We start from the raw sequence: 21,380 nt of genomic DNA, 5'->3' as shown, positions 1-21,380 counted from the left end.
TTTGTCAACTGAATTTTATATAAATATATTAGAGTATATTAAATATCAGTTAAACTTATTCCTGTAGATATTATTCATGGAGATCATGCATCAATTTTTGAATATAACAGGTCCTTTTTTATAATCGGAATTAAAATCAACATATCTATTCAAAAGGCTGTATGCTTTTGTGGCAAGCAGGTCAAGGGTCAAAATTTCATCTAGTTTCTTGGGAAATTTAGTGTAAATGGGTATGGAGGAGGTATGTTTAGCTTTTTTCAATATTTCCATGCCTTTTCTATTGAAGCCGAGAACTCTGGCATAGGGACAATCTTTTTCCCGTAGAGCCTTTGTATCGAATTTTTCAAATCCAAGAAAAAATTGACAGAGTATTCTGCTTATCCTTGTATAGGCATACCTTTTGGATTTTGAGCTGAGTATTATGTCATTGTATGAGGAATTGTTTTCTATTGCCCTAAAAATTCTGTTTTCCAGGCCTTCAGAAACATCAGGAAGGTTATTCATGTTATTTTTACTGAAAAAACATTTATATTTTAGATATGGAACAATGGAATCCTCCATGGAAAAATTATAATTTTGACTGCGAAATCTGCTTACAAGATTGTAGGTATCATCGGGAAGGTTTCTGCGAATTGTACTGATGTCATTTCCTGATTTTAAAAACTCTCTGATTGCAGAAGAACTGGGAAAATTCTCCGTTATTTTGGAACTGCAGTAACTCTCTCCAATTCTTTCTATAGGAAATACTCTCATGGAGCTATGTAATTTTTTCAAGCTCTTTATATATTCTATAGCCAGTATGTTGTTTGGGGAAGACAGTATTGATTTTAAATCATCAGATAAAGTGTATTTATATTTTTTGCGTATAAGAGTGATCAGGGAGTTGCTTCTGGCTTCTGCATAAGACTTACCTGTCATAAGTTCATTTTTTATATTTGCCTTCAATTCCGGTGGCTCATCCACTAAAATCTGAGATATGAGATCCAGTATTTGAATATCAGTGCATTCACTTCCAAAGCAAATATTGTCCACAACTCCAAGAGAATTTAGAAGACTTGTTGCTCCATGGGCAAAAAACTCTGCAGAAGATATACTATATAGAACAGGAAGTTCTATTACTAAATCAATTCCATTCAAAAGTGCAATTCTTGTTTTATTCCATTTATCGATTATGGAAGGTGTTCCCCTTTGAACAAAATCACCACTTATTACAGCTATGATTCCATGACAATTTGCCAATCGGGATGCATTTTTGATATGATATATATGTCCATTGTGAAAAGGATTATATTCTGCTATAATTCCAGTTATACTCATTACTATGTTATCCTCCTGTTTTTTTTGTAATAATTGATTTTTTAATGTATAATTATTATAACAGATTAAATTTATTATTATAACAGCTAAAAATGCCATTAAGGATTTCAAATTTTAGTTGTTTTTATTGAAATTTGGTTTCAAAAATGATTATATTAAAATATATAATTATATAATTTTAATATCGAAGGGAGAAACGAAAATGGAATTGATGAAACAAATATGGGCTAAAGCCAAAACAGATAAGAAGAAGATTGTTTTGGCAGAGGGAGAAGAAGAAAGGAATATCAAGGCCAGTGAAAAAATAGTTAAAAATGGACTGGCACATGTAATAATGGTTGGAAATAAGGATATAATAAGAGAAAAAGCTGAAAAATTGGGAGTAGATCTGACAGGGGTTGAACTTGAAGATCCTGAAACTTCCGAGTGCCTTAGAACATATGCCAATGAATTTTATGAACTAAGGAAGAAAAAAGGTATGACACCTGAAAAGGCGAACAAGATAGTTAGAGATCCTCTTTATTTTGCAACTATGATGGTTAAGGTTGGAGCAGCAGATGGACTGGTTTCCGGATCTATACATACTACGGGGGATCTTTTAAGACCAGGTCTTCAGATTGTAAAAACTGCTCCCGGAACTTCAGTTGTTTCCAGCATATTTATGATGGAAATTCCAAATTGTGAATACGGTGATCATGGAATGCTTTTGTTTGCAGACTGTGCTGTAAATCCTAATCCGTCCACAGAGCAGCTGGCAGTAATAGCCGCAACTACTGCAAAGACTGCCAAGGAATTATGTGGTATGGATCCTAAAATAGCCATGCTTTCATTTTCAACCAAAGGCAGTGCACAGCATGAAACTGTAGATAAAGTCAGAAATGCAACAAAACTTGCAAAGGAAATGAACCCTGAACTTAAGATAGATGGAGAACTTCAGCTTGATGCATCGCTTGTAGAGGAAGTTGCAAATTTGAAGGCACCAGGTAGTCCTGTGGCAGGCAGGGCAAATGTACTTGTATTTCCAGAACTCCAGTCTGGTAATATAGGCTATAAGCTTGTTCAGAGATTTGCAAAGGCAGAAGCTATAGGACCTATATGTCAGGGATTTGCAAAGCCTATAAATGACTTGTCTAGAGGATGTAGTTCAGATGATATAGTAAATGTTGTTGCTGTAACTGCAGTACAGGCTCAGGCAGCAGAAAAATAATTTTGTCATGTATGAAAATAAAAGTAAGGAGAGTTAATTTATGAAGGTTCTAGTAATAAACTGTGGGAGTTCATCTTTGAAATACCAATTGATAAATATGGAAGATGAAAGAGTACTTGCAAAAGGACTTGTGGAGAGAATAGGCATAGAAGGTTCAATATTGACACATAAGGTAAATGGAGAAAAACATGTAATCAAACAACCGATGGAAGATCATAAGGTAGCCATAAAATTGGTACTCAATGCTCTCGTAGACAAGGAGCATGGGGTAATTAAAGACATGTCTGAAATATCGGCCGTTGGACACAGAGTGGTTCATGGAGGAGAAAAATATGCTGAATCAGTACTTATAGATGATAATGTCATAAAGGTGATCGAGGATTGTATCAAGCTGGCTCCTCTTCACAACGGACCTAATTTGATAGGAATAAATGCATGCAGGGAGTTAATGCCGGATGTGCCTATGATAGCTGTATTTGATACTGCATTTCATCAGACTCTTCCAGATTATGCATATACCTATGCCATACCATATGAACTTTATGAAAAATACGGGGTAAGGAAATATGGCTTTCATGGAACTTCACATAGATTTGTTTCAGGCGAGGCAGCCAAAATGCTTGGCAAGGACATAAAGTCACTTAAAATTATAACCTGCCATCTTGGAAATGGTGGAAGCATATGTGCTGTAGATGGCGGGAAATCCATCGACACCAGCATGGGATTTACTCCACTTGCCGGTATATGTATGGGAACTAGGTGCGGTGATATAGATCCAGCTGTAGTACCTTTCCTGCAGAAATCCGTTGGCTTGTCTGTGGACGAGGTTGATAATTTAATGAATAAGAAGTCGGGAATATTGGGAATATCAGGAGTAAGCAGTGATTTCAGGGATGTTGAAGCTGAAGCGGATAAGGGAAATAAAAGAGCTAAACTTGCCCTTGAACTGTTTTATTACAGGGTTAGATCTGTAGTTGGTTCCTATGCTGCAGTACTGAATGGAGTTGACTGCATAGTGTTTACGGCAGGCTTAGGAGAAAATTCTTCAGCTGCAAGACTTAAAATATGCGAGGGACTTACATATCTTGGAGTCAAGCTGGATAAACAGAAGAACAATATAGCAGGAGAAGCAGCTGAAATCAGCGCATCGGATTCAAAAGTAAAAGTTCTTGCCATACCTACCAACGAGGAACTCATGATAGCAAGAGATACTCAACGAATAGTTGAATCCAGCAGATAAGTTCTAGCTTAAATAAATCTTGACTTTTAATGCCCATCTCTATATAATGAATTGTGGCTATTATTAGAGGTGAGCATTATGAAATTGGATGTATCTAGTTTGCTTGACAATGAAACTCTCGATAAGGATTTGGATATTACTTTAGAGGAAAGCAGTTTCTATGATGGCGGTGAATACATAGATATTTTGAAGCCCATCAGGTTCTCAGGAACTTTGAAAAAAGTCGGGGATCTGTTTGTATTGACGGGAAATGTAAATACAGTTTTGGGACTTACCTGTTCAAGATGCTTGGAGAAGTTTTCTTATCCCATGAAGATTGAAATAAATGAAAACTTTACAGGCAGGAAAACGGTCGATGAAGGCGATGACGTTATTTTCATTGACAATGATTATATAGATATTACTGAAGTTATAGAAAATAATATTATATTGATGCTGCCCATAAAGAGGCTTTGTAAAAAAGATTGCAGAGGATTGTGTCCGAAATGTGGTACGAATTTAAATTATTCAACCTGTGATTGTAGTAAGGATGAAATTGATCCAAGATGGGCAAAATTGAAAAATATGTTTTCTTCGAATTAAGGAGGTGTTTTTATTATGACGAGTCCAGCTAGAAAGGCATCAAAAGGAAGAAGAGATGCTAGAAAGGCACAGGTATTTAAATTAAAGTTGCCGGGAATTGTAGAATGTCCTCAATGCCATGAAATGAAACTTGCTCATAGAGTTTGTAAGAGTTGTGGTTATTATGATGGTAAGGAAGTCGTTTCAATTAAAAAATAGCTAAAGAAAGTCGTCAGACTTTCTTTTTTTGACTTTATATCAGCCAAATTATATTATATGATATAATTATGATCTTGATCTCAAAGTGTAATTAACGAGGATGTGAGTAGATGAAAATAGTTGTAGATGGCATGGGGGGAGATTTCGCACCAGCAGCAGCTGTAGGGGGTGCAGTTGCTGCTTTAAAGGAACATGATATGCAAATCGTGATAACAGGCAGACATGAGGAAGTAATGCGGGAACTTCAAAAATATACCTATGACAAAAATAAAATAAGCATTGTTGATTCAAGAGAGATAATAGACACCAATGAGCCTCCCGTTATGGCTGTACGGAAAAAAAAGGATTCAAGTCTTGTAAAGGCATTGAATATAGTGTCCAGAGGTGAAGCTGAGGCAGTTGTATCTGCAGGAAGCACAGGAGCTCTCATGACTGGTGCCACGTTGATAGTCGGGAGAATTAGGGGTATAGATAGGGTTGCTCTCGCACCTATAATGCCGGGCAGGAATGGAAACTTCATGGTTATAGATTCTGGAGCTAATGTGGACTGCAAACCCCAATATTTGCTTCAATTTGCAATGATGGGAAAAATATATTTTGAAAATGTGCTCAAGATAAATAATCCATCTGTAGGGCTTGTTAATATAGGAATAGAAGAAGAAAAGGGAAATGAACTTACAAAGGCGGCATACAAGCTTTTGAAGGATGTAAATTTAAATTTTGTTGGGAATGTGGAACCTAGAGACATATCAGATGGAAATGTAGATATACTGGTATGTGATGGATTTGTCGGAAATACTGTACTTAAGATGTATGAAGGCGTTTCATTGAATGTAGCTGGGATGTTGAAAGAAGAAATCATGAAGTCGTACTCTGCAAAAATAGGTGCCCTGCTTATGAAGAATACCTTTAAGAAATTTAAGACAAAATTTGATTATTCAGAGTATGGAGGTTCTGCATTTTTGGGGTCAAAGGGAGTATGTGTAAAAGCCCATGGAAGTTCTAATGTCAAGGCATTTAAGAATGCTATTTTCCAGGCTGAGCAATGTATAGAAAATTCAGTTATAGATAAAATAAAGTCTGAAATAGAGAGCCTGTTTGGAAACATATAGAATAATATAAAAAAGTTATAATATAAATGTATTAATGTAAAATAAATTGTTATAATAAATTTGATGTTAATTAATATTGACGCTATGGGATATTTGTGTAATATTATTTATGTATGAATTTTTTAGGAGGTGGAATTATGATTTTTGAAAAAATACAAAAAATAATATCCGAACAACTTGGAATTGGTGAAGAGGAAATAACTACGGAATCATCTTTTGTGGATGATCTTGGTGCGGATTCACTTGATATAGTTGAACTTATTATGGCTCTTGAGACAGAATTTGATTTGGAAATACCAGATGAGGAAGCAGAAAAAATATCTACTGTAGGGGATGTAGTTGAGTACATAAAAGCTCATACAGAGGAGTAGAAAGGCAAGTCCCGTTTTATAGTGCGGGGCTTTAAATTTATTTTTATCATGCAGTTTATTCTTGAATTTGTTCTTGAAAGAACAGACTGAGGAATAAACTTCAGAAGGAGAAAAAATGGAGAGTATTTCAAATAATATTGAAGAATTGGAAGAAAGGCTTGATGCCCATTTCAAGGATAAAAAAGTTCTTGAAACGGCACTTACCCATAGTTCCTATGCAAATGGGAAAAAGTTTGTAAAGTTCAATGAACGTCTGGAATTTCTGGGAGATGCAGTACTTCAGCTTGCCATATCAAAGTACCTGTTTTTAAACTATAGAGATGAGCAGGAAGGAGTTCTTACAAAGAAAAGATCACTTATAGTATGTGAAACGTCACTTTATGAGGTAGCGAAGAAATGGAACATAGGAAAGTATATAAAGATGAGCAAAGGCGAGGAAATGACAGGCGGAAGGGAAAGAATGTCCATACTTGCTGATTGTGTTGAAGCCATAATTGCGGCTTTTTATATAGATAATGGATATAAAAAAGTTGATGAATTCATAATAAAAAACTTTCAGGATATTATAGAGAAAGCTGTAAAGGATGAAATAGTATTCGACTATAAGACCAGGCTTCAGGAAATCCTGCAGCAAAATGGAGAAGTGGACATAGATTATGAACTGGTTAAATTTGAAGGACCGCCCCATAGAAGAAAATTCTATACTCAGGTAGCTGTAGACAGCAATATACTTGCAAGCGGAGTTGGATACAGCAAGAAGCAGTCTGAACAAGATGCTGCATACAGGGCTCTTGCAAATATAAAAAGTAATGACCGGCATTTTTGAAGAAGTTACTTTACCGGAGGTGAAAATAAATGGGCAAAAAACACTATATAATTCCTATATTTGTTCCCAATGAAGGATGTCCGCATAATTGCGTATTCTGTGATCAGACAAAGATTACAGGAAGTGAAGAAAAGGTAGATGAGGCTTTTACGAGACATACTATAGATACATATCTTGGTACGATAAAAAAAGATGGGGCATTTATAGAAGTATCTTTTTTTGGTGGAACCTTTACCGCCATAGATATCCGTAAGCAAAAAGAACTTCTGGATGCAGCCAAACAGTACAAGGACAGGGGACTTGTAGATTCTATACACCTTTCCACAAGGCCGGATTATATAGATGTTCCCATTCTGGATAATCTGAAACATTATGGTGTTGATGTTATAGAACTCGGGGTTCAGTCTCTGGACGAGGAAGTACTTTTAAAATCGGGAAGAGGACATTCTGAGGAAGATGTGAGAAAAGCTTCACTGCTTATCAAAGAATATGGATTTACATTGGGACATCAAATTATGCTCGGACTTCCAGGTGATAATTTTGACAAGGATATAGCTACAGTTAAAAAATCTATAGATATGAAGCCTGATATATATAGAATTTATCCGGCACTTATAATAAAAAATACTCCTATGGAGTACATGTACAGCAATGGCATTTATAGTCCATACAGTCTTTGTGATGCCGTTGATATAAGCAAACTGCTTTACTGTATGCTTGTGTCTGAAGGAATAAATGTTATAAGAGTCGGACTTCAGCCTACAGAAGAGATAAATTTGGGAGGAGAAGTAGTGAATGGCCCTTTTCATCCTGCATTTAGAGAACTTGTACTTGGCAGCCTTTATGTGGAAATGATTCAAGGTGTCGTACCTCAAGTATATGACGGCGTATTGGATATAAGTATAAATCCAAGGGACATATCAATATTGTATGCTGACGGCAAAAAATTTTTCGAAAGCATGAAATCAAATTTAAAATTTACTTCCATCCGTGTGATTCAGGATAAATCTGTGGAAAGAGAAAACTTAAAACTGTTTTTTGATAAGAAAGAAAATATACTATCATTGAAAAGCTATATAGGTCAAATCAGCAGAAAACTAAAGGAGGGTGAAGTATGAAAAAAAATACCAGGGTAAAAATGACTAAAATATTTGCAGTAGGCATAGTAATTATGTTTATAATTGGGTTGATTCCAATGATGTTTGGGAGATAGAGGAATATGTTTTTAAAAAGTATAGAAATAAGAGGCTTCAAGTCTTTTGCAGACAGGACTGAATTGATATTTACAAAGGGCATCACATCCATAGTCGGCCCAAATGGAAGCGGCAAAAGCAATATTTCCGATGCAGTAAGATGGGTACTGGGAGAACAGAGCATAAAAAATCTGAGAGGGGGCAAAATGGAGGATGTTATCTTTTCAGGTACCCAGTTCAGAAAACCTTTGGGGTTGTGTCAGGTTTCGTTGAACCTTGACAATGAAGACAAGTCACTGCCCCTGGAATATACTTCTGTTACGATTACAAGGAGAATTTATAGATCTGGAGAAAGTGAATACTATATAAACAATACAAGATGCAGATTAAAAGATATATATGAACTCTTTATGGATACAGGCATAGGGAAAGAAGGCTATTCCATAATAGGACAGGGAAAAATTGATGCCGTATTGAGTGGAAAGCCTGAGGACAGAAGAAGGCTCTTGGAAGAAGCGGCTGGAATTGTGAAGTTCAAGTGGAGAAAAGAAGAAGCGGAGAAGAAACTTAAAAATACCGATGAAAATCTCATGAGAATAGAGGATATACTTTCTACCTATAGAGAAAGACTTGAACCGCTGCGCATTGAAAATGAAAAGGCAAATAGATTTTTGGAACTTTCGGAAGGATTGAAAGAAAAGGAAATAAATTTATTGATAAATTTAATTGACAAATTGCAGATAGAAATTGATGATCTGGATAAAATAATTTCTGAAGGTGAAAACTACGTAAAAAAATTGAATTCAGATTTTGCCGTATTGAAATGTGATATAGACAGATGTAATAAGGAATTATCCGATATAGAAAAGGAAAAACTTGATTGTGAAAAAAAATATTATGACAGCAAATCAAAAATTCAGAAGTTACATTCAAATATAGATGTCTTGAAAGAAAAGATATCTAATTCTGAGAACAATATTGAAAAGATTGATTCAGAATATGGAGTGATTAAAAACAAGTTGAGTGAAGTTTTTAAGCAAAAATACCTTCAGGAAAAAGAACTTTCCGACCAGATTGAAATTCAAAAAAAATTATCAGGTGAAATAGAAGAGAGAGGCAGAGCTTTAAATGAAATAATAAAAAATATATGTGACAGGGATGATTTACTTAAGAAATTGAAGGACAATCAAATAGAGTATTTGAGTTCCATGTCAAATATTAAAAACAATATGGTTTCCCTTAAGGACAATATAAAAAAAATAGATGACAAGGATGATTATATAAAAAGATCCTGCAGTGACTGTGAAAATTCTATAAAGATAAATAATGCAACTATATCCACTATCAAATCTCAAATAGAGGATATAGAAAAAAGAGTTGAAAATGATAGAACTGCAATAGAAAAGAATAAAAGTGAAATTAAATCTTCCAGGGAGAATTTGAAAAAATATACATATGAATTAAAAAGAGCAGATGACGATTACATGAAAGCCACTGCAGGTCTCAATATGCTTGCAAATTTGGAAAAACAGTATGAAGGGTACAACAGGTCATCCAAGATCCTTATGAAGGATATAAAATCGGGCAGGACAGGAGTAAATAATGACAGATGTTTTTTATTGGGTGAAATAATTGAAGTTGAGAAAAAATTTGAGATCGCTGTGGAAATAGCCCTGGGTGCAGCTATTTCAAATATAATAACTCTAGATGACAATATCGCAAAAAAACTAATAGATTATTTGAAAGCAAATAATCTTGGCAGAGCTACATTTTTACCACTCAATATAATTAAGAACAGAAAAATTTCAGAATCCAGACGTATGTGTGACATAAATGGGTATTTGGGGATTGCAAGTGATATTGTAAATTACGATTCAAGATTTGAAAATGCAGTTGGAAATATACTTGGTAGAACCATAATCTCAGAGGATTTGGATAGTGCATTGAAGATAGCAAAAGCCACCAACTACACCATGAGAATAGTTACATTAAAAGGGGAGGTAGTGAATGCCGGTGGATCAATGACTGGAGGAAGCCTAAAATCCAAAATGTCAAATGTACTTGGAAGAAAGAGACAAATAAATGATCTGAAAAATAAAATTAAAGCTATGGACAAGGATAGAAATTCTTTGAGTAATGTTATAGGTGAACATCAAAGAAATATACAAGAGCTGGATGAATTAAATCTGAATTTAAAAGATGATATATATTCGAAAAATATAGATATAGTAAAATTTAAGGAAAAGATAAATACTATAAACAGTGAAAATATAAAGCTGAAGAAGAACATGGATATATCTAAAAAAGAGCTGCTGGGCATATCCAGACAGAAAGAAACGTTTGTACTGGAGCTTGAAAATAAAAAGATTGATTTAAAAGAACTAAATTTAAAGCAGGAAACCAACAACAAAAATATATTGGATCTGGAAAAAGAAATAGAAGGCAAAAATTCAAATATTGATGATTCAAGAAACAGACTCACGGAAATAAAGGTGGAGAAGGCAAAACTGGATGAAAATATAATGAACAGATCTTTTTCCATAGAAAGGATCTGCAGTGATATTGAAGAAATGGAGCTTAAAATAGACAATTTAAAAGTTCAGAAGAACGAACTCTGCAGCGACAAGAAAAAATTCAGCATTGAAATTGAGAATAATAAAAATGAAATAAAAATCGTAAAAATGGGTATATCTGAGCTTGAACAAGATATAGACAGATTGAAAAAAAGACAAATAAGCCTTAAAGAAAAAATAAATTACAGCAATGAAAATTCCCGGCTGCTTGCAGTAAAAATAAATAAACAGGAGGAGAAAATTCATAAACACCAGATCAGTCTCACCAAGCTTTCTACAGAGAAGAAAAATTTGAATTTGAAATTAAATTCAGATCTTGAAATAACATATGAAAAAGGAACAAAATATAGGACATACATAGAAAACATAGATGTATTCAAAAAGAAGATAGATTCTCTCAAGAAAGAGATATCCAATATAGGAGCTGTAAATTTGGGAGCTATTGAAGAATATAGGGGAGTAAAAGAAAAGGTTGATTTTATGAGTCTTCAAAAAGAAGATCTGGTAAATGGAGGAAAAGAATTAGAAAATGTAATTACTGAAATGACAGAAAAGATGAGGATACTGTTCAATAAAAATTTTGAAAAACTGCGAAAAAATTTTAATGAAACATTTATAGAACTGTTTAAAGGAGGGAGTGCGGATCTGAAGCTTACAGAGGGTGATGAACTTACAGGGAATATAGAAATAACAGTTCAACCGCCGGGGAAGAAGCTTCAAAATATAAATCTCATGTCTGGTGGTGAAAAAGGATTGTCTGCAATAGCACTTTTATTTGCCATACTGAAGATGAAGCCGACTCCTTTTTGCATACTTGATGAGATAGAGGCCGCACTTGATGATGTCAATGTATCCAGATATGCGGAATTCCTCAAGAGGTTTTCTGCAAATACCCAGTTTATCATAATAACTCACAGGAAAGGCACCATGGAAGCCAGTGATGTCATGTATGGAGTTACTATGGAGGAAAAGGGAGTATCCAAGGTTGTATCCGTAGATTTAAGTGAAAAGGCATCTTGATAGATTAATAAATGGAAAGAGGGAAATATATGTTACAGGGATTTTTTGATAAGTTAAAGAGTGGACTTACGAAGACAAAGGATAATTTTACAGGAAAAATAATGGAAGTATTAAGTGGATCAATTTCCATAGATGATGATCTTTATGAAGAACTTGAAGAAATACTTATAACAGCTGATATAGGTGTGGATACAACTATTTACATAATAGATAAATTGAAAGAGAAGATAAAGGAAAAAAAGATAAAGGAACCTTCACTCGTAAAGGATTGTTTAAAGGAAGTAATTATAGATATGCTGGGTACGGAACGGGGCAGTGTGAAGCCTGAAAAAATACCGGAAGTTGTTTTGGTTATAGGAGTAAACGGAGTTGGAAAGACAACGTCCATAGGCAAGATGAGTTCAAAATTAAAGAGTGCCGGCTACAAAGTCCTCATGGCTGCTGCGGATACATTCAGGGCAGCCGCTATAGACCAGCTTGAAATATGGAGCAGCAGGGCAGGCGTTGATATAGTGAAACATCAGGAAGGATCAGATCCTGCTGCTGTAATATTTGATGCAGTTCAAGCAGCCAGGGCAAGAAAGGTGGATGTGCTTATATGTGACACTGCAGGAAGGCTCCACAACAAGAAAAATTTAATGGATGAACTTGGAAAAATAAACAGGGTAATTGACAGGGAATACAGTGAAGCACACAGGGAAACACTTCTGGTCCTGGATGCTACAACAGGACAAAATGCAGTACAGCAGGCAAAGCAGTTTATGGAGGTTTGCAAAATAGACGGGATAATTTTGACAAAGCTGGATGGGACTGCAAAGGGAGGTATCGTAATATCTATAAAACATTCTCTTAATATACCAGTTAAATTGATAGGTGTAGGGGAAGGCATTGAAGATCTTCAGGAATTTAATCCGGAAAGCTTTGTGGAAGTATTATTTTAAAATATAAGAAAGCTGTTAAGTAAATTTACTTGACAGTCTCTGATATTTTTGATATTATGATTTCTGTCAGAAGTTAGTTATGGAATTAAGTGAATTTGAATAAGTCTTGAGGAAGTGAAAGAGCATTATTTGCTTGATATTTCATGGAAAAAAGAGTACAGTTCTCCATATTGTTAGATATATATGGTAAATTATTGACGGATAAGCAAATAAATATAATGGATTTGTATTACAATCTGGATCTGTCACTGTCTGAAATAGCTGAACATACAGATACAAGCAGACAGGCGGTATACGATATTATAAGAAGATGCAACAGGCTTCTGGTACACTATGAAGAGAAATTGGGCCTGATGGATAGAAGGCTGGAATTGAAAAAAAGCATGGAAAATGTTCTGGAGATGCTTGATTCTATCAAAACTGCAGATAACGGAATTAAAATAGATTATATAAAGAAATATATAATGGATAATATTTAGTAGGAGGATTAACATGGCTTTTGAAGGATTGGCATCTAAGCTTCAGAATACCTTGAAGAAGCTTAGGGGAAAAGGTAAGCTTTCGGAAAAAGATATAAAAGATGCTATGAGGGAAGTAAAGTTGGCACTTTTAGAAGCAGATGTTAACTACAAGGTTGTACGTAATTTCATAAAAAGTGTCAGTGAGAAATGCCTTGGAGAAGAAGTATTCAAGAGTTTGACTCCTGCACAGCAGGTTATAAAGATTGTAAACGAGGAATTAACGAGTTTAATGGGCAGCAGCGAGAGTTCCCTTGAATATTCATCAAGTGGATTGACAGTGATAATGCTTGTAGGACTCCAGGGAGCAGGTAAAACTACCGTGTGCGGCAAGCTGGCTCTGGAACTCAGAAAAAAGAACAAGAAACCTCTTCTGGTAGCTTGTGATATATACAGACCTGCAGCAATAAAACAGCTTCAGGTAGTCGGAAAGCAGATAGATATTCCAGTATTTTCAATGGGAGACAAGGTGACTGCAGTAGACATATCCAGAGGAGCACTTGAATATGCAAAGAACAATAATTTGAATGTGGTTATAATAGATACTGCCGGAAGGCTCCAGATAGATGAAGAACTTATGAATGAGCTTAAAAATATAAAAGATGCGGTTCATCCAGGTGAAACCATACTTGTTGTAGATTCTATGACAGGTCAGGATGCAGTTAATGTTGCCCAGGCTTTTAATGAACAGATAGGCATAAGTGGAGTTGTACTCACAAAACTGGATGGTGATACGAGAGGCGGAGCTGCACTTTCTATAAAGGCAATGACTGGAACACCTATAAAATTTATAGGTGTAGGTGAGAAGATGAGTGATTTTCAGGTCTTTCACCCTGACAGAATGGCATCGAGGATACTTGGAATGGGAGATGTACTTTCACTTATAGAGAAGGCACAGCAGTCCATAGATCAGGATGAGGCTAAAGAACTTGGCGAGAGAATGCTTAACAAGGAATTCAATTTTCAGGACTTTTTAAATCTCATGCAGCAGACTAAGAAACTGGGACCCATTAGCAAACTTGTGGAAATGATACCGGGGGTAGATTCTAAGGCTCTTCGTGGAGTGGATCTCTCACAGGGTGAGAAGGATTTGAAGACAAAGGAATCCATAATAAAATCCATGACCATGAAGGAAAGAGCCAATCCGTCCATTATAAGTAGTTCAACATCAAGAAAAAAGAGAATCGCATCTGGATCGGGTACCACTATACAGCAGGTAAACAGGCTGCTCAAGGACTTTGAAAAAATCAAGAAGATAATGAAACAATTCAATGGAATAAGCAGCAAAAAAGGATTTAAGAAGGGTATGTTTGGAAAGTTGCCTTTTTAAATAGATTTTAAAGATTCAATACAGCCAAGGAGGTGATATAAATGGCAGTAAAGATAAGATTGAGAAGAATGGGTGCAAAAAAGGCTCCATTTTATAGAATAATTGTTGCAGATTCAAGATCTCCAAGGAATGGAAGATTTATAGAAGAATTAGGATACTATAATCCTACAACAGAACCAACTACTATAAAATTTGACGAAGAGAAAGCTGTACAATGGATAAAAAATGGTGCTCAACCAACTGATGTTGTAAAAAGACTTTTTACTCAGGCTGGATTAGGTGAAAAGATTGGCAAGTAGTTACTGGGGGTGGATAACTTGAAAGAATTAGTTGAAATTATAGCTAAATCGTTGGTAGATAACCCAGATATGGTTCAAGTAAATGAAATCGCAGGAGAACAATCTATAATTCTTGAATTGAAAGTTGCACAAGAAGACATGGGAAAAGTAATAGGAAAACAGGGGAGGATAGCCAAGGCTATAAGAACTGTGGTAAAGGCAGCAGCTATAAAAGAGAACAAGAGGGTTGTTGTAGAGATAATATAAGAGTTAGGCTTCCTAACTCTTATATTGATATTATCAGTTGAAAGGGGTGAATATACTTATGGAACAATTCATTACAATAGGTAAGATAGTAAATACACATGGAATAAAAGGTGAATTGAAGATATATCCGCTTACTGATGATTTTAAAAGATTCAAGGAATTGACACGTGTATATGTTGATGGAAAAGTGAGAAAGGTAGCAAGCTGCAAGCTGCAGTCAAAGAGAGTTATATTGAAAATAGAAGGTATAGATTCCATAGAAGATGCGGACAGCTACAAGGAGAAGTATATTGAAGTCAAAAGGGAAGATGCAGTTGAACTTGAAGAAGGAAGTTATTTTATTTCCGATATAATAGGGTGTAGTGTTTTTGACAATAATGGAGTAAATTATGGAAAGGTTGCAGAAGTAATACATACCCCGAATAATGATGTCTATTGGATAAAAGAAGGAAAAGAACTTTTGATCCCAGCACTGGAAGATATAATTTTGGATATAGATGTAAAAAAATCTAGGATACTTATAAAGCCGGTGAGCACATGGATGTCAGAATAGATATTTTGACACTTTTTCCTGGCATGTTTGATGTATTCAACTATAGTATAATAGGTAGGGCCAGGGAGAAGGGAATTTTAGATATAAATACAGTTGACATAAGAGATTATACGAAAGACAAACATAGAAAAGTCGATGATTATCCCTATGGTGGAGGAGCAGGCATGATAATGGCTGCACAACCAATAGTGGATTGTATAAAAGCTGTGAAGCAGGTCAATAATGGAAAGGTGATATTTCTAGGCCCAAGAGGAAAGACATTTAATCAGGAAATGGCAAAGCACCTTGCAGGGGAAAAGGAACTTATATTCTTGTGCGGGCATTATGAGGGAATAGATGAAAGAGCATACAAATATATAGATATGGAAATATCCCTGGGCGATTTTGTAATTACAGGTGGAGAATCTGCATGTATACCTATTGTAGACGGCATATGCAGAATGGTGCCTGGAGTACTTAAAAACAGTGAAAGTTATGTTGAGGAATCTTTCTACGATGGAATGCTTGAGTATCCCCAATATACAAGACCTGAGTGCTTTGAAGGCGAGGCAGTGCCGCAGGTATTGATATCGGGACATCATGAGAATATAAGAAAATGGAGGAGACTTGAATCCATTTTGATAACGAGAGAAAAAAGACCCGACCTTTTTGAAAAGATAAAGTTTTCAAAGGAAGATATGAAAATACTTAAAGCTGCAGATGAAATAAATAAAAAATAAAAAGCATGTATTGAAAATAGATTTTGAATATGATACAATGAATTTTGTGCTGCACGAACGGTCCTCTGTCTGTAGTTTTATACTGGATAAGAACGTTTAGTAATTATAAGGAGGTAATGCACAGTGTTAGATGTAATAAAAGCTATAGAAGCAGAACAGATTAGAAACGACTTGCCACAGTTTAATGTTGGTGACACAGTAAAGGTACATGTAAAGATAAATGAAGGAAACAGGGAGAGAATACAGGTATTTGAAGGCGTAGTTTTAAAGAGGCAAAACGGAGGCTTGAGAGAGACATTTACAGTAAGAAGAGTTGCCTATGGTGTTGGTGTTGAAAGGACCTTTCCGGTTAATGCACCTATAATAGATAAAATAGAAGTTACAAGAAGAGGTAAAGTAAGAAGAGCTAAATTGTATTATTTAAGAGACAGAGTTGGTAAGGCAGCAAAGGTAAAGGAAATATTAAAGTAGGATTGAATCTAAACGGGGCTTGCAATAGTCCCATTTTTTGCATATCAGGGTGGTGTTGAATTTGTTAAAGGAATTAGTTGATATTGGAAAATCAATATTGATTGCAGTTGTAGCGGCATTTTTAATTATAACTTTTGTGTTTGAAACCGTAAGTGTTGATGGACATTCCATGGATCCAACCTTGAATAATGGAGACAGACTTATAGTGGAAAAAGTCAGTTACTATTTTAGAGATCCTAAACCTGGAGATATAGTAGTAATAAAATATCCTGCCGACCCAAGTGAGAAGTTTATTAAGAGGGTGATAGCGGTAGGTGGTGACAGGGTAAAAATACAAAATGGGAAACTGTATATAAACGACAAGATTAAAAATGAACCGTATATATTGGAAACAATGATTGGAGATTTCGGTGAAGTTACAGTACCGGACAATACAATCTTTGTACTGGGAGATAATAGAAACAACAGCCGGGACAGTAGATTTCAGGATGTTGGATTTGTAAAATACAAGTTAGTAGTTGGTAGAGCTGCATTTAGGATATATCCATTTAATAAAATGGGAACTTTTGAATCCTATAGATAAATATCAGGGAGGTTTATTTGTGTGAATATAAATTGGTTTCCGGGACATATGCTCAAGACAAAAAAGGAAATAAATGCAAATATAAGGCTTGTAGATGCTGTAATAGAGATGAGAGATGCCAGAATAGTCATATCAAGTAAAAATCCAGAAATAGACGATTTGTGTAAAGACAAACCTAGAATAATTCTTTTGAACAAATGTGATTTAGCCGAGGACAGTATTACAAAAAAGTGGTGTAAAGTTCTGTTATCTGATAATGTCAGTGTACTGGCAGTGAATTGCAATACAGGATTTGGAATAAATTACATAAAACCAGCATTGAACAGTCTTTTGAAATCCAAACACGATAAATTGAGGTCCAAAGGCATAAAAAGTATAATAGACCGGGTTATGGTGGTCGGCATACCAAATGTAGGCAAGTCCTCTTTTATAAATAAGATAGCCAGGAATAAAATTGCAAGAACGGGTAACAGACCAGGCGTCACAAAATCAAAACAATGGATCAAGACGAGATTTGGAATGGAACTTATGGATACTCCAGGAATACTCTGGCCCAAGCTTGAAAGTAGGGAAACTCAATTGAACCTTGCATTTACAGGTGCCATAAAAGATGAGATAATGGATACAGAGGAACTGGCGTTAAAGCTCATAGATATATTATCTGAAAATTATGGTGACAGAATTATTGAAAGATATAAACTTGATTCGCTAAGTTACAGTGCAATAAATAATATAGATAGCATAGCAAGAAAAAGAGGAATGTTGATGCGTGGAGGAGAAATAGATTACAATAGGGTTTCAAATATGATTTTGGATGAATACAGATCGGGAAAGTTCGGCGGGATTTCTCTCGAAATTCCAGAGTGATTTTTATTATCAGAGAAGGTTGTGTTGTGATGGAAAACACTGACAAGGTAAAATTTGACCTACAGTCCATAAAGAAGTCTATTCTAAACGAAAAATCCCACATGAGTTTTTCGGACATAAATGACATGGTAGGTAAATTGAAACGTAATTATTTTGACATTGAAGAGGATATTTTCAATAAAATAGCTGATTCATTGAATTCAGATAGCAGAAAAGGTGTCAAAAACCTATCAAAAAACCTGTTGAATTTTATTGCAAAAATGAAAGATGAAATTTCCAGAGTTGAAAAAATGTATGAGTTTGACAGATCTTTTGGAAATTACATATACGTAGCGGGTGTTGACGAAGTTGGGAGGGGACCACTGGCAGGACCCATAGCTGCAGGGGCAGTTGTATTCAGCTTGAATCATATAGAACAAAAAAGTTTAATCCTTGGTATCAAAGACTCAAAGAAACTCTCACCTAAAAGAAGAGAACAACTTTCCAGGATTATAAAAGACAGAGCTGTAAGTTATAGTATTTCAATTATAAACAGTGATGAAATAGATGAGAGGGGAATTTCCTGGTGCAACAATGAAGTTTTGAGAAGGGCTGTGAAGGGGCTAAAGGTTCCTGTAGACATGGTATTATCCGATGGATATGCTGTGAACAACCTGAATATGGACAATAAATTTATTATAAAAGGTGATGCAAAGAGTGCAAGTATAGCTGCAGCGTCCATTATAGCCAAGGTCTACCGGGATAACCTCATGAAGGAATATGGCGTGACTTATCCATATTATAATTTCCCCAGCAATTCAGGATACGGTACAAGGGAACATATTGAAGCTATAAAAAAATATGGAGTCTGCAGAATACACAGGCTGAGTTTTTTGAAAAATATAATTTAATATATCATATGTGAAAAGCATTTTTGATTAACTTGATGATGTGGGTATTGCAATCCGTGTTCAGCATAATTTCCACTATATCAAATCTGAAACTGTAATTGTACAATCTGTTTTTTGCAATATATAATTTTGCTGTGTTATAAATTTTATTCCTTTTTCTATAATTTACGGATTCGCAGGGCAGTCCGTATTTTTTGGATTCTCTAGCTTTAACTTCTATAAAGCATAAGAACTCCCTGTCTTTTCCTATCAGATCAATTTCACCGGTTCTGCATCTGAAGTTTTTTTCAAGTATAGTATATCCTGTTGAAGACAGGTAAATTTCAGCTATAGATTCGCCTAGATCCCCTTTGTATTTATTGGAAGTTTTCATAGCTTCTCCTTTATAATTTATCTTTTGAATGCACTTAATATTGGAGGAATATATATGTTGATGGATATCAGTAAAAGAAATAGTACTATAACTCCGCCTGATGTTATCATATGATGATTTTTAGTTTTCAGGCCTAATATAAACAATATAAAACCTAGTATCAACAATAGTATAATTATCAAAAAATTCATTTGTATTAACTCCTATTCATAAATAGATTATCATATGCTTTATGGAAAAAAATTACTTATATATAAAATATTATAATATATTGTACATTTAAATAAAAGGGTTCATGGAAGAATATTACACTATTTTATTGTTCATGAATTTCCTGTAATTTAAGGCCTCTATTATATGACTGGTTTCAATTAGTTCCTTATTATCCAGATCGGCTATGGTTCTGGATACTTTAAGTATTTTATTATAAGCTCTTGCACTTAAATTGTATTTTGAAAATATTTTACTGAATAACTTGTTTGAATTGTCATCAACAGCGCAGTATTTTTTTATAAGTTTGCCATTCATCTGTGAGTTGTACTGGATATTCTCATCTTTTAATCTTTTCATTTGAAGTTTTCTTGAATATATAACGTTTTTTTTCATGTCTTTGGAACTTCTATTTTCGTAAGGAACTTTTAGATCTATAAAAGAAGGTGTGTTTACAAAAATAAATATATCAATTCTATCGAGTATAGGTGCTGAAAGTTTTGATATATATCGATTTCTTTCATATTCTGTGCAGCTGCAGTGTCTGTTGGAACCAAAGTTTCCACACTTACAAGGATTTGTAGCCATTACTGTCATGAAATTGCATGGATAATTTACCTTGCCGTTTGATCTGCTTATTGTTATGATGTTTTCTTCCATGGGCTGTCTTAATACTTCAAGGACGTTCCTTTTAAATTCGAGTATTTCATCCAAAAACAATATTCCATTATGTGCAAGTGAAATTTCCCCGGGCATTAATTTGGAACCTCCTCCTATAAGGGCTATAGAAGTTGTAGTATGATGTGGATTTCTGAAGGGAGGCTCCAGAATAAGAGATTTATCTTTGTCAAGCATGCCGGCAGCACTGTATATCCTGGTTACGTCCAATGCATCTTCATAATTAAGGTCGGGAAGTATAGATGGTATTCTCATAGCCAGCATGGTTTTCCCGGAGCCTGCAGGTCCTATCATCAATATATTATGATGACCGGCTGCAGCTACTTCTATTGCCCTTTTACAGCTTTCCTGGCCTAGTACATCTGAAAAATCCAGTTTGGAAGTTGTACTCTTCCTGTGGCTTTTATTTACGTAAGGGCATGTATTCCTGTATTTTATAAATTGTACAACCTCCTTTAAATTCTTGAAAGCATAGCAATTTGCCCCTTTGACAACAGAGCACTCTTCGGAATTCCCCAAAGGTACTATGAAATTCTTAATGTTGTTCCTGACTCCTTCAATTGTTATTGGAAGTACACCGGTAACCCTGTTTAAGTTGCCGAAAAGAGACAGCTCACCGAGTACTATAAAGTTTTCTGAATCTTTAAAGTCTATCTGAGCTGTAGCATATAATATGCCCAATGCTATTGGAAGATCGAACAGGGAGCCGAACTTTTTAATGTCAGCTGGAGCCAGATTTACAGTTATTTTCTTTATGGGAAATTTAAAGCCGGAATTTATTATGGAGGCCCTGACTCTATCCCTGGATTCTCTTACAGAAGTATCCGCCAGTCCTACTATGTTGAAGCATGGGAACCCATTTTCAATATTTATCTCTACAGATATTATGTTTCCCGCTATTCCAACAAGAAAGGCAGTAGTAATCTTTACAGCCATAATATCACCTCTGCTAAATTATGGACATAAATAATCCAAATTAAACGGAAAATTTCACTATTATTTAAAAAATATCAGAGAATAAAATTGCGGGTAATGTAAATAATTAAAATATCAATTTCTGAGT

At 35.0% G+C, this 21,380-nt stretch carries 24 protein-coding genes; 21 read left to right on the top strand and 3 right to left on the bottom strand.

Translation table 11 applies throughout. From position 1 onward, the window contains the following. Positions 1–90: 90 nt before the first annotated feature. The gene (locus LKE46_RS07085; RefSeq protein ID WP_291719775.1) at positions 91–1,317 is read right to left on the bottom strand and encodes a nucleotidyltransferase; all 1,227 of its coding nucleotides are present in this window, start codon (positions 1,315–1,317) and stop codon (positions 91–93) included. A 202-nt stretch (positions 1,318–1,519) separates the two neighbouring features. Here LKE46_RS07085 and pta point away from each other — a divergent pair, with 202 nt between their 5' ends. The 21 genes from pta to LKE46_RS06980 all read left to right on the top strand — a co-directional run bounded on the left by pta (position 1,520) and on the right by LKE46_RS06980 (position 19,056). Next, positions 1,520–2,524 carry a phosphate acetyltransferase gene (gene pta, locus LKE46_RS07080; RefSeq protein WP_291719773.1) on the top strand — a complete coding sequence of 335 codons (1,005 nt, stop codon included), beginning with the start codon at positions 1,520–1,522 and terminating at the stop codon, positions 2,522–2,524. 40 nt (positions 2,525–2,564) lie between these two features. After that, complete coding sequence (locus LKE46_RS07075) at positions 2,565–3,764, top strand: acetate/propionate family kinase (protein WP_291719770.1); 1,200 nt, start codon at positions 2,565–2,567, stop codon at positions 3,762–3,764. 78 nt (positions 3,765–3,842) lie between these two features. Further along, on the top strand, positions 3,843–4,346 hold the full coding sequence (locus LKE46_RS07070; protein WP_291719768.1) for a YceD family protein: 504 nt from the start codon (positions 3,843–3,845) through the stop codon (positions 4,344–4,346). 15 nt (positions 4,347–4,361) lie between these two features. Beyond that, the gene (gene rpmF, locus LKE46_RS07065; protein ID WP_291719766.1) at positions 4,362–4,544 is read left to right on the top strand and encodes a 50S ribosomal protein L32; all 183 of its coding nucleotides are present in this window, start codon (positions 4,362–4,364) and stop codon (positions 4,542–4,544) included. Between the two features lie 110 nt (positions 4,545–4,654). After that, positions 4,655–5,656: a phosphate acyltransferase PlsX gene (gene plsX / locus LKE46_RS07060; RefSeq protein WP_291719764.1), complete on the top strand. Its 1,002-nt coding sequence runs from the start codon at positions 4,655–4,657 to the stop codon at positions 5,654–5,656. 137 nt (positions 5,657–5,793) lie between these two features. Further along, positions 5,794–6,027, top strand: a complete 234-nt coding sequence (gene acpP, locus LKE46_RS07055; RefSeq protein WP_291719762.1) for an acyl carrier protein — start codon at positions 5,794–5,796, stop codon at positions 6,025–6,027. Between the two features lie 115 nt (positions 6,028–6,142). Beyond that, a complete protein-coding gene (gene rnc / locus LKE46_RS07050; protein WP_291719760.1) occupies positions 6,143–6,853 on the top strand; it encodes a ribonuclease III in 711 nt (236 codons plus the stop codon). A 29-nt stretch (positions 6,854–6,882) separates the two neighbouring features. After that, complete coding sequence (locus tag LKE46_RS07045) at positions 6,883–7,971, top strand: elongator complex protein 3 (protein ID WP_291719758.1); 1,089 nt, start codon at positions 6,883–6,885, stop codon at positions 7,969–7,971. After that, positions 7,968–8,066, top strand: a complete 99-nt coding sequence (locus tag LKE46_RS07040; protein WP_291719756.1) for a DUF4044 domain-containing protein — start codon at positions 7,968–7,970, stop codon at positions 8,064–8,066. The genes LKE46_RS07045 and LKE46_RS07040 overlap by 4 nt, the downstream gene beginning before the upstream one ends. Positions 8,067–8,072: 6 nt before the next feature. Continuing rightward, positions 8,073–11,639, top strand: a complete 3,567-nt coding sequence (smc, locus tag LKE46_RS07035) for a chromosome segregation protein SMC (protein ID WP_291719754.1) — start codon at positions 8,073–8,075, stop codon at positions 11,637–11,639. Between the two features lie 29 nt (positions 11,640–11,668). Beyond that, positions 11,669–12,580, top strand: coding sequence for a signal recognition particle-docking protein FtsY (gene ftsY, locus LKE46_RS07030; RefSeq protein WP_291719752.1), 912 nt, complete (start codon positions 11,669–11,671; stop codon positions 12,578–12,580). Between the two features lie 143 nt (positions 12,581–12,723). After that, entirely contained in the window at positions 12,724–13,059 is a 336-nt protein-coding gene (locus LKE46_RS07025) for a putative DNA-binding protein (protein ID WP_291719750.1), read from the top strand. Positions 13,060–13,072: 13 nt separating this feature from the next. After that, positions 13,073–14,428, top strand: a complete 1,356-nt coding sequence (gene ffh, locus LKE46_RS07020; RefSeq protein WP_291719748.1) for a signal recognition particle protein — start codon at positions 13,073–13,075, stop codon at positions 14,426–14,428. A 41-nt stretch (positions 14,429–14,469) separates the two neighbouring features. Continuing rightward, the gene (gene rpsP / locus LKE46_RS07015) at positions 14,470–14,727 is read left to right on the top strand and encodes a 30S ribosomal protein S16 (protein WP_291719746.1); all 258 of its coding nucleotides are present in this window, start codon (positions 14,470–14,472) and stop codon (positions 14,725–14,727) included. Positions 14,728–14,745: 18 nt separating this feature from the next. Further along, complete coding sequence (locus LKE46_RS07010; RefSeq protein WP_291719745.1) at positions 14,746–14,973, top strand: KH domain-containing protein; 228 nt, start codon at positions 14,746–14,748, stop codon at positions 14,971–14,973. A 58-nt stretch (positions 14,974–15,031) separates the two neighbouring features. After that, a complete protein-coding gene (gene rimM, locus LKE46_RS07005) occupies positions 15,032–15,526 on the top strand; it encodes a ribosome maturation factor RimM (RefSeq protein WP_291719743.1) in 495 nt (164 codons plus the stop codon). After that, positions 15,511–16,245, top strand: coding sequence for a tRNA (guanosine(37)-N1)-methyltransferase TrmD (gene trmD, locus LKE46_RS07000; RefSeq protein WP_291719741.1), 735 nt, complete (start codon positions 15,511–15,513; stop codon positions 16,243–16,245). Before rimM ends, trmD begins: the two co-directional genes overlap by 16 nt. 123 nt (positions 16,246–16,368) lie before the next feature. Continuing rightward, positions 16,369–16,716, top strand: coding sequence for a 50S ribosomal protein L19 (gene rplS / locus LKE46_RS06995; RefSeq protein WP_291719739.1), 348 nt, complete (start codon positions 16,369–16,371; stop codon positions 16,714–16,716). Between the two features lie 61 nt (positions 16,717–16,777). Beyond that, positions 16,778–17,299, top strand: a complete 522-nt coding sequence (gene lepB / locus LKE46_RS06990) for a signal peptidase I (RefSeq protein ID WP_291719737.1) — start codon at positions 16,778–16,780, stop codon at positions 17,297–17,299. A gap of 21 nt (positions 17,300–17,320) precedes the next feature. Continuing rightward, positions 17,321–18,166, top strand: coding sequence for a ribosome biogenesis GTPase YlqF (gene ylqF / locus LKE46_RS06985; protein ID WP_291719736.1), 846 nt, complete (start codon positions 17,321–17,323; stop codon positions 18,164–18,166). 29 nt (positions 18,167–18,195) lie between these two features. Further along, positions 18,196–19,056 (top strand): ribonuclease HII, encoded by an 861-nt coding sequence (locus LKE46_RS06980; protein WP_434735211.1) that lies wholly within the window; start codon positions 18,196–18,198, stop codon positions 19,054–19,056. Positions 19,057–19,060: 4 nt separating this feature from the next. Here LKE46_RS06980 and LKE46_RS06975 read toward each other — a convergent pair whose 3' ends face one another. Continuing rightward, positions 19,061–19,429: a YraN family protein gene (locus tag LKE46_RS06975; RefSeq protein WP_291719734.1), complete on the bottom strand. Its 369-nt coding sequence runs from the start codon at positions 19,427–19,429 to the stop codon at positions 19,061–19,063. 306 nt (positions 19,430–19,735) lie between these two features. After that, entirely contained in the window at positions 19,736–21,253 is a 1,518-nt protein-coding gene (locus tag LKE46_RS06970; RefSeq protein WP_291719732.1) for a YifB family Mg chelatase-like AAA ATPase, read from the bottom strand. Positions 21,254–21,380: the final 127 nt, after the last annotated feature.

Origin of the sequence: Clostridium sp., assembly GCF_022482905.1 — a bacterium.
Classification (GTDB): Bacteria; Bacillota; Clostridia; order Clostridiales; family Clostridiaceae; genus Clostridium_B.
This window is presented reverse-complemented; position numbering and strand designations above follow the sequence as displayed.

Excerpts from the sequence above, each read along its gene's own strand:
- LKE46_RS07085 (WP_291719775.1), bottom strand. The coding sequence starts at position 1,317 with ATGAGTATAACTGGAATTATAGCAGAATATAATCCTTTTCACAATGGA.
- pta (WP_291719773.1), top strand. The coding sequence starts at position 1,520 with ATGGAATTGATGAAACAAATATGGGCTAAAGCCAAAACAGATAAGAAG.
- LKE46_RS07075 (WP_291719770.1), top strand. The coding sequence starts at position 2,565 with ATGAAGGTTCTAGTAATAAACTGTGGGAGTTCATCTTTGAAATACCAA.
- LKE46_RS07070 (WP_291719768.1), top strand. The coding sequence starts at position 3,843 with ATGAAATTGGATGTATCTAGTTTGCTTGACAATGAAACTCTCGATAAG.
- rpmF (WP_291719766.1), top strand. The coding sequence starts at position 4,362 with ATGACGAGTCCAGCTAGAAAGGCATCAAAAGGAAGAAGAGATGCTAGA.
- plsX (WP_291719764.1), top strand. The coding sequence starts at position 4,655 with ATGAAAATAGTTGTAGATGGCATGGGGGGAGATTTCGCACCAGCAGCA.
- acpP (WP_291719762.1), top strand. The coding sequence starts at position 5,794 with ATGATTTTTGAAAAAATACAAAAAATAATATCCGAACAACTTGGAATT.
- rnc (WP_291719760.1), top strand. The coding sequence starts at position 6,143 with ATGGAGAGTATTTCAAATAATATTGAAGAATTGGAAGAAAGGCTTGAT.
- LKE46_RS07045 (WP_291719758.1), top strand. The coding sequence starts at position 6,883 with ATGGGCAAAAAACACTATATAATTCCTATATTTGTTCCCAATGAAGGA.
- LKE46_RS07040 (WP_291719756.1), top strand. The coding sequence starts at position 7,968 with ATGAAAAAAAATACCAGGGTAAAAATGACTAAAATATTTGCAGTAGGC.
- smc (WP_291719754.1), top strand. The coding sequence starts at position 8,073 with ATGTTTTTAAAAAGTATAGAAATAAGAGGCTTCAAGTCTTTTGCAGAC.
- ftsY (WP_291719752.1), top strand. The coding sequence starts at position 11,669 with ATGTTACAGGGATTTTTTGATAAGTTAAAGAGTGGACTTACGAAGACA.
- LKE46_RS07025 (WP_291719750.1), top strand. The coding sequence starts at position 12,724 with ATGGAAAAAAGAGTACAGTTCTCCATATTGTTAGATATATATGGTAAA.
- ffh (WP_291719748.1), top strand. The coding sequence starts at position 13,073 with ATGGCTTTTGAAGGATTGGCATCTAAGCTTCAGAATACCTTGAAGAAG.
- rpsP (WP_291719746.1), top strand. The coding sequence starts at position 14,470 with ATGGCAGTAAAGATAAGATTGAGAAGAATGGGTGCAAAAAAGGCTCCA.
- rimM (WP_291719743.1), top strand. The coding sequence starts at position 15,032 with ATGGAACAATTCATTACAATAGGTAAGATAGTAAATACACATGGAATA.
- trmD (WP_291719741.1), top strand. The coding sequence starts at position 15,511 with ATGGATGTCAGAATAGATATTTTGACACTTTTTCCTGGCATGTTTGAT.
- LKE46_RS06980 (WP_434735211.1), top strand. The coding sequence starts at position 18,196 with ATGGAAAACACTGACAAGGTAAAATTTGACCTACAGTCCATAAAGAAG.
- LKE46_RS06975 (WP_291719734.1), bottom strand. The coding sequence starts at position 19,429 with ATGAAAACTTCCAATAAATACAAAGGGGATCTAGGCGAATCTATAGCT.
- LKE46_RS06970 (WP_291719732.1), bottom strand. The coding sequence starts at position 21,253 with ATGGCTGTAAAGATTACTACTGCCTTTCTTGTTGGAATAGCGGGAAAC.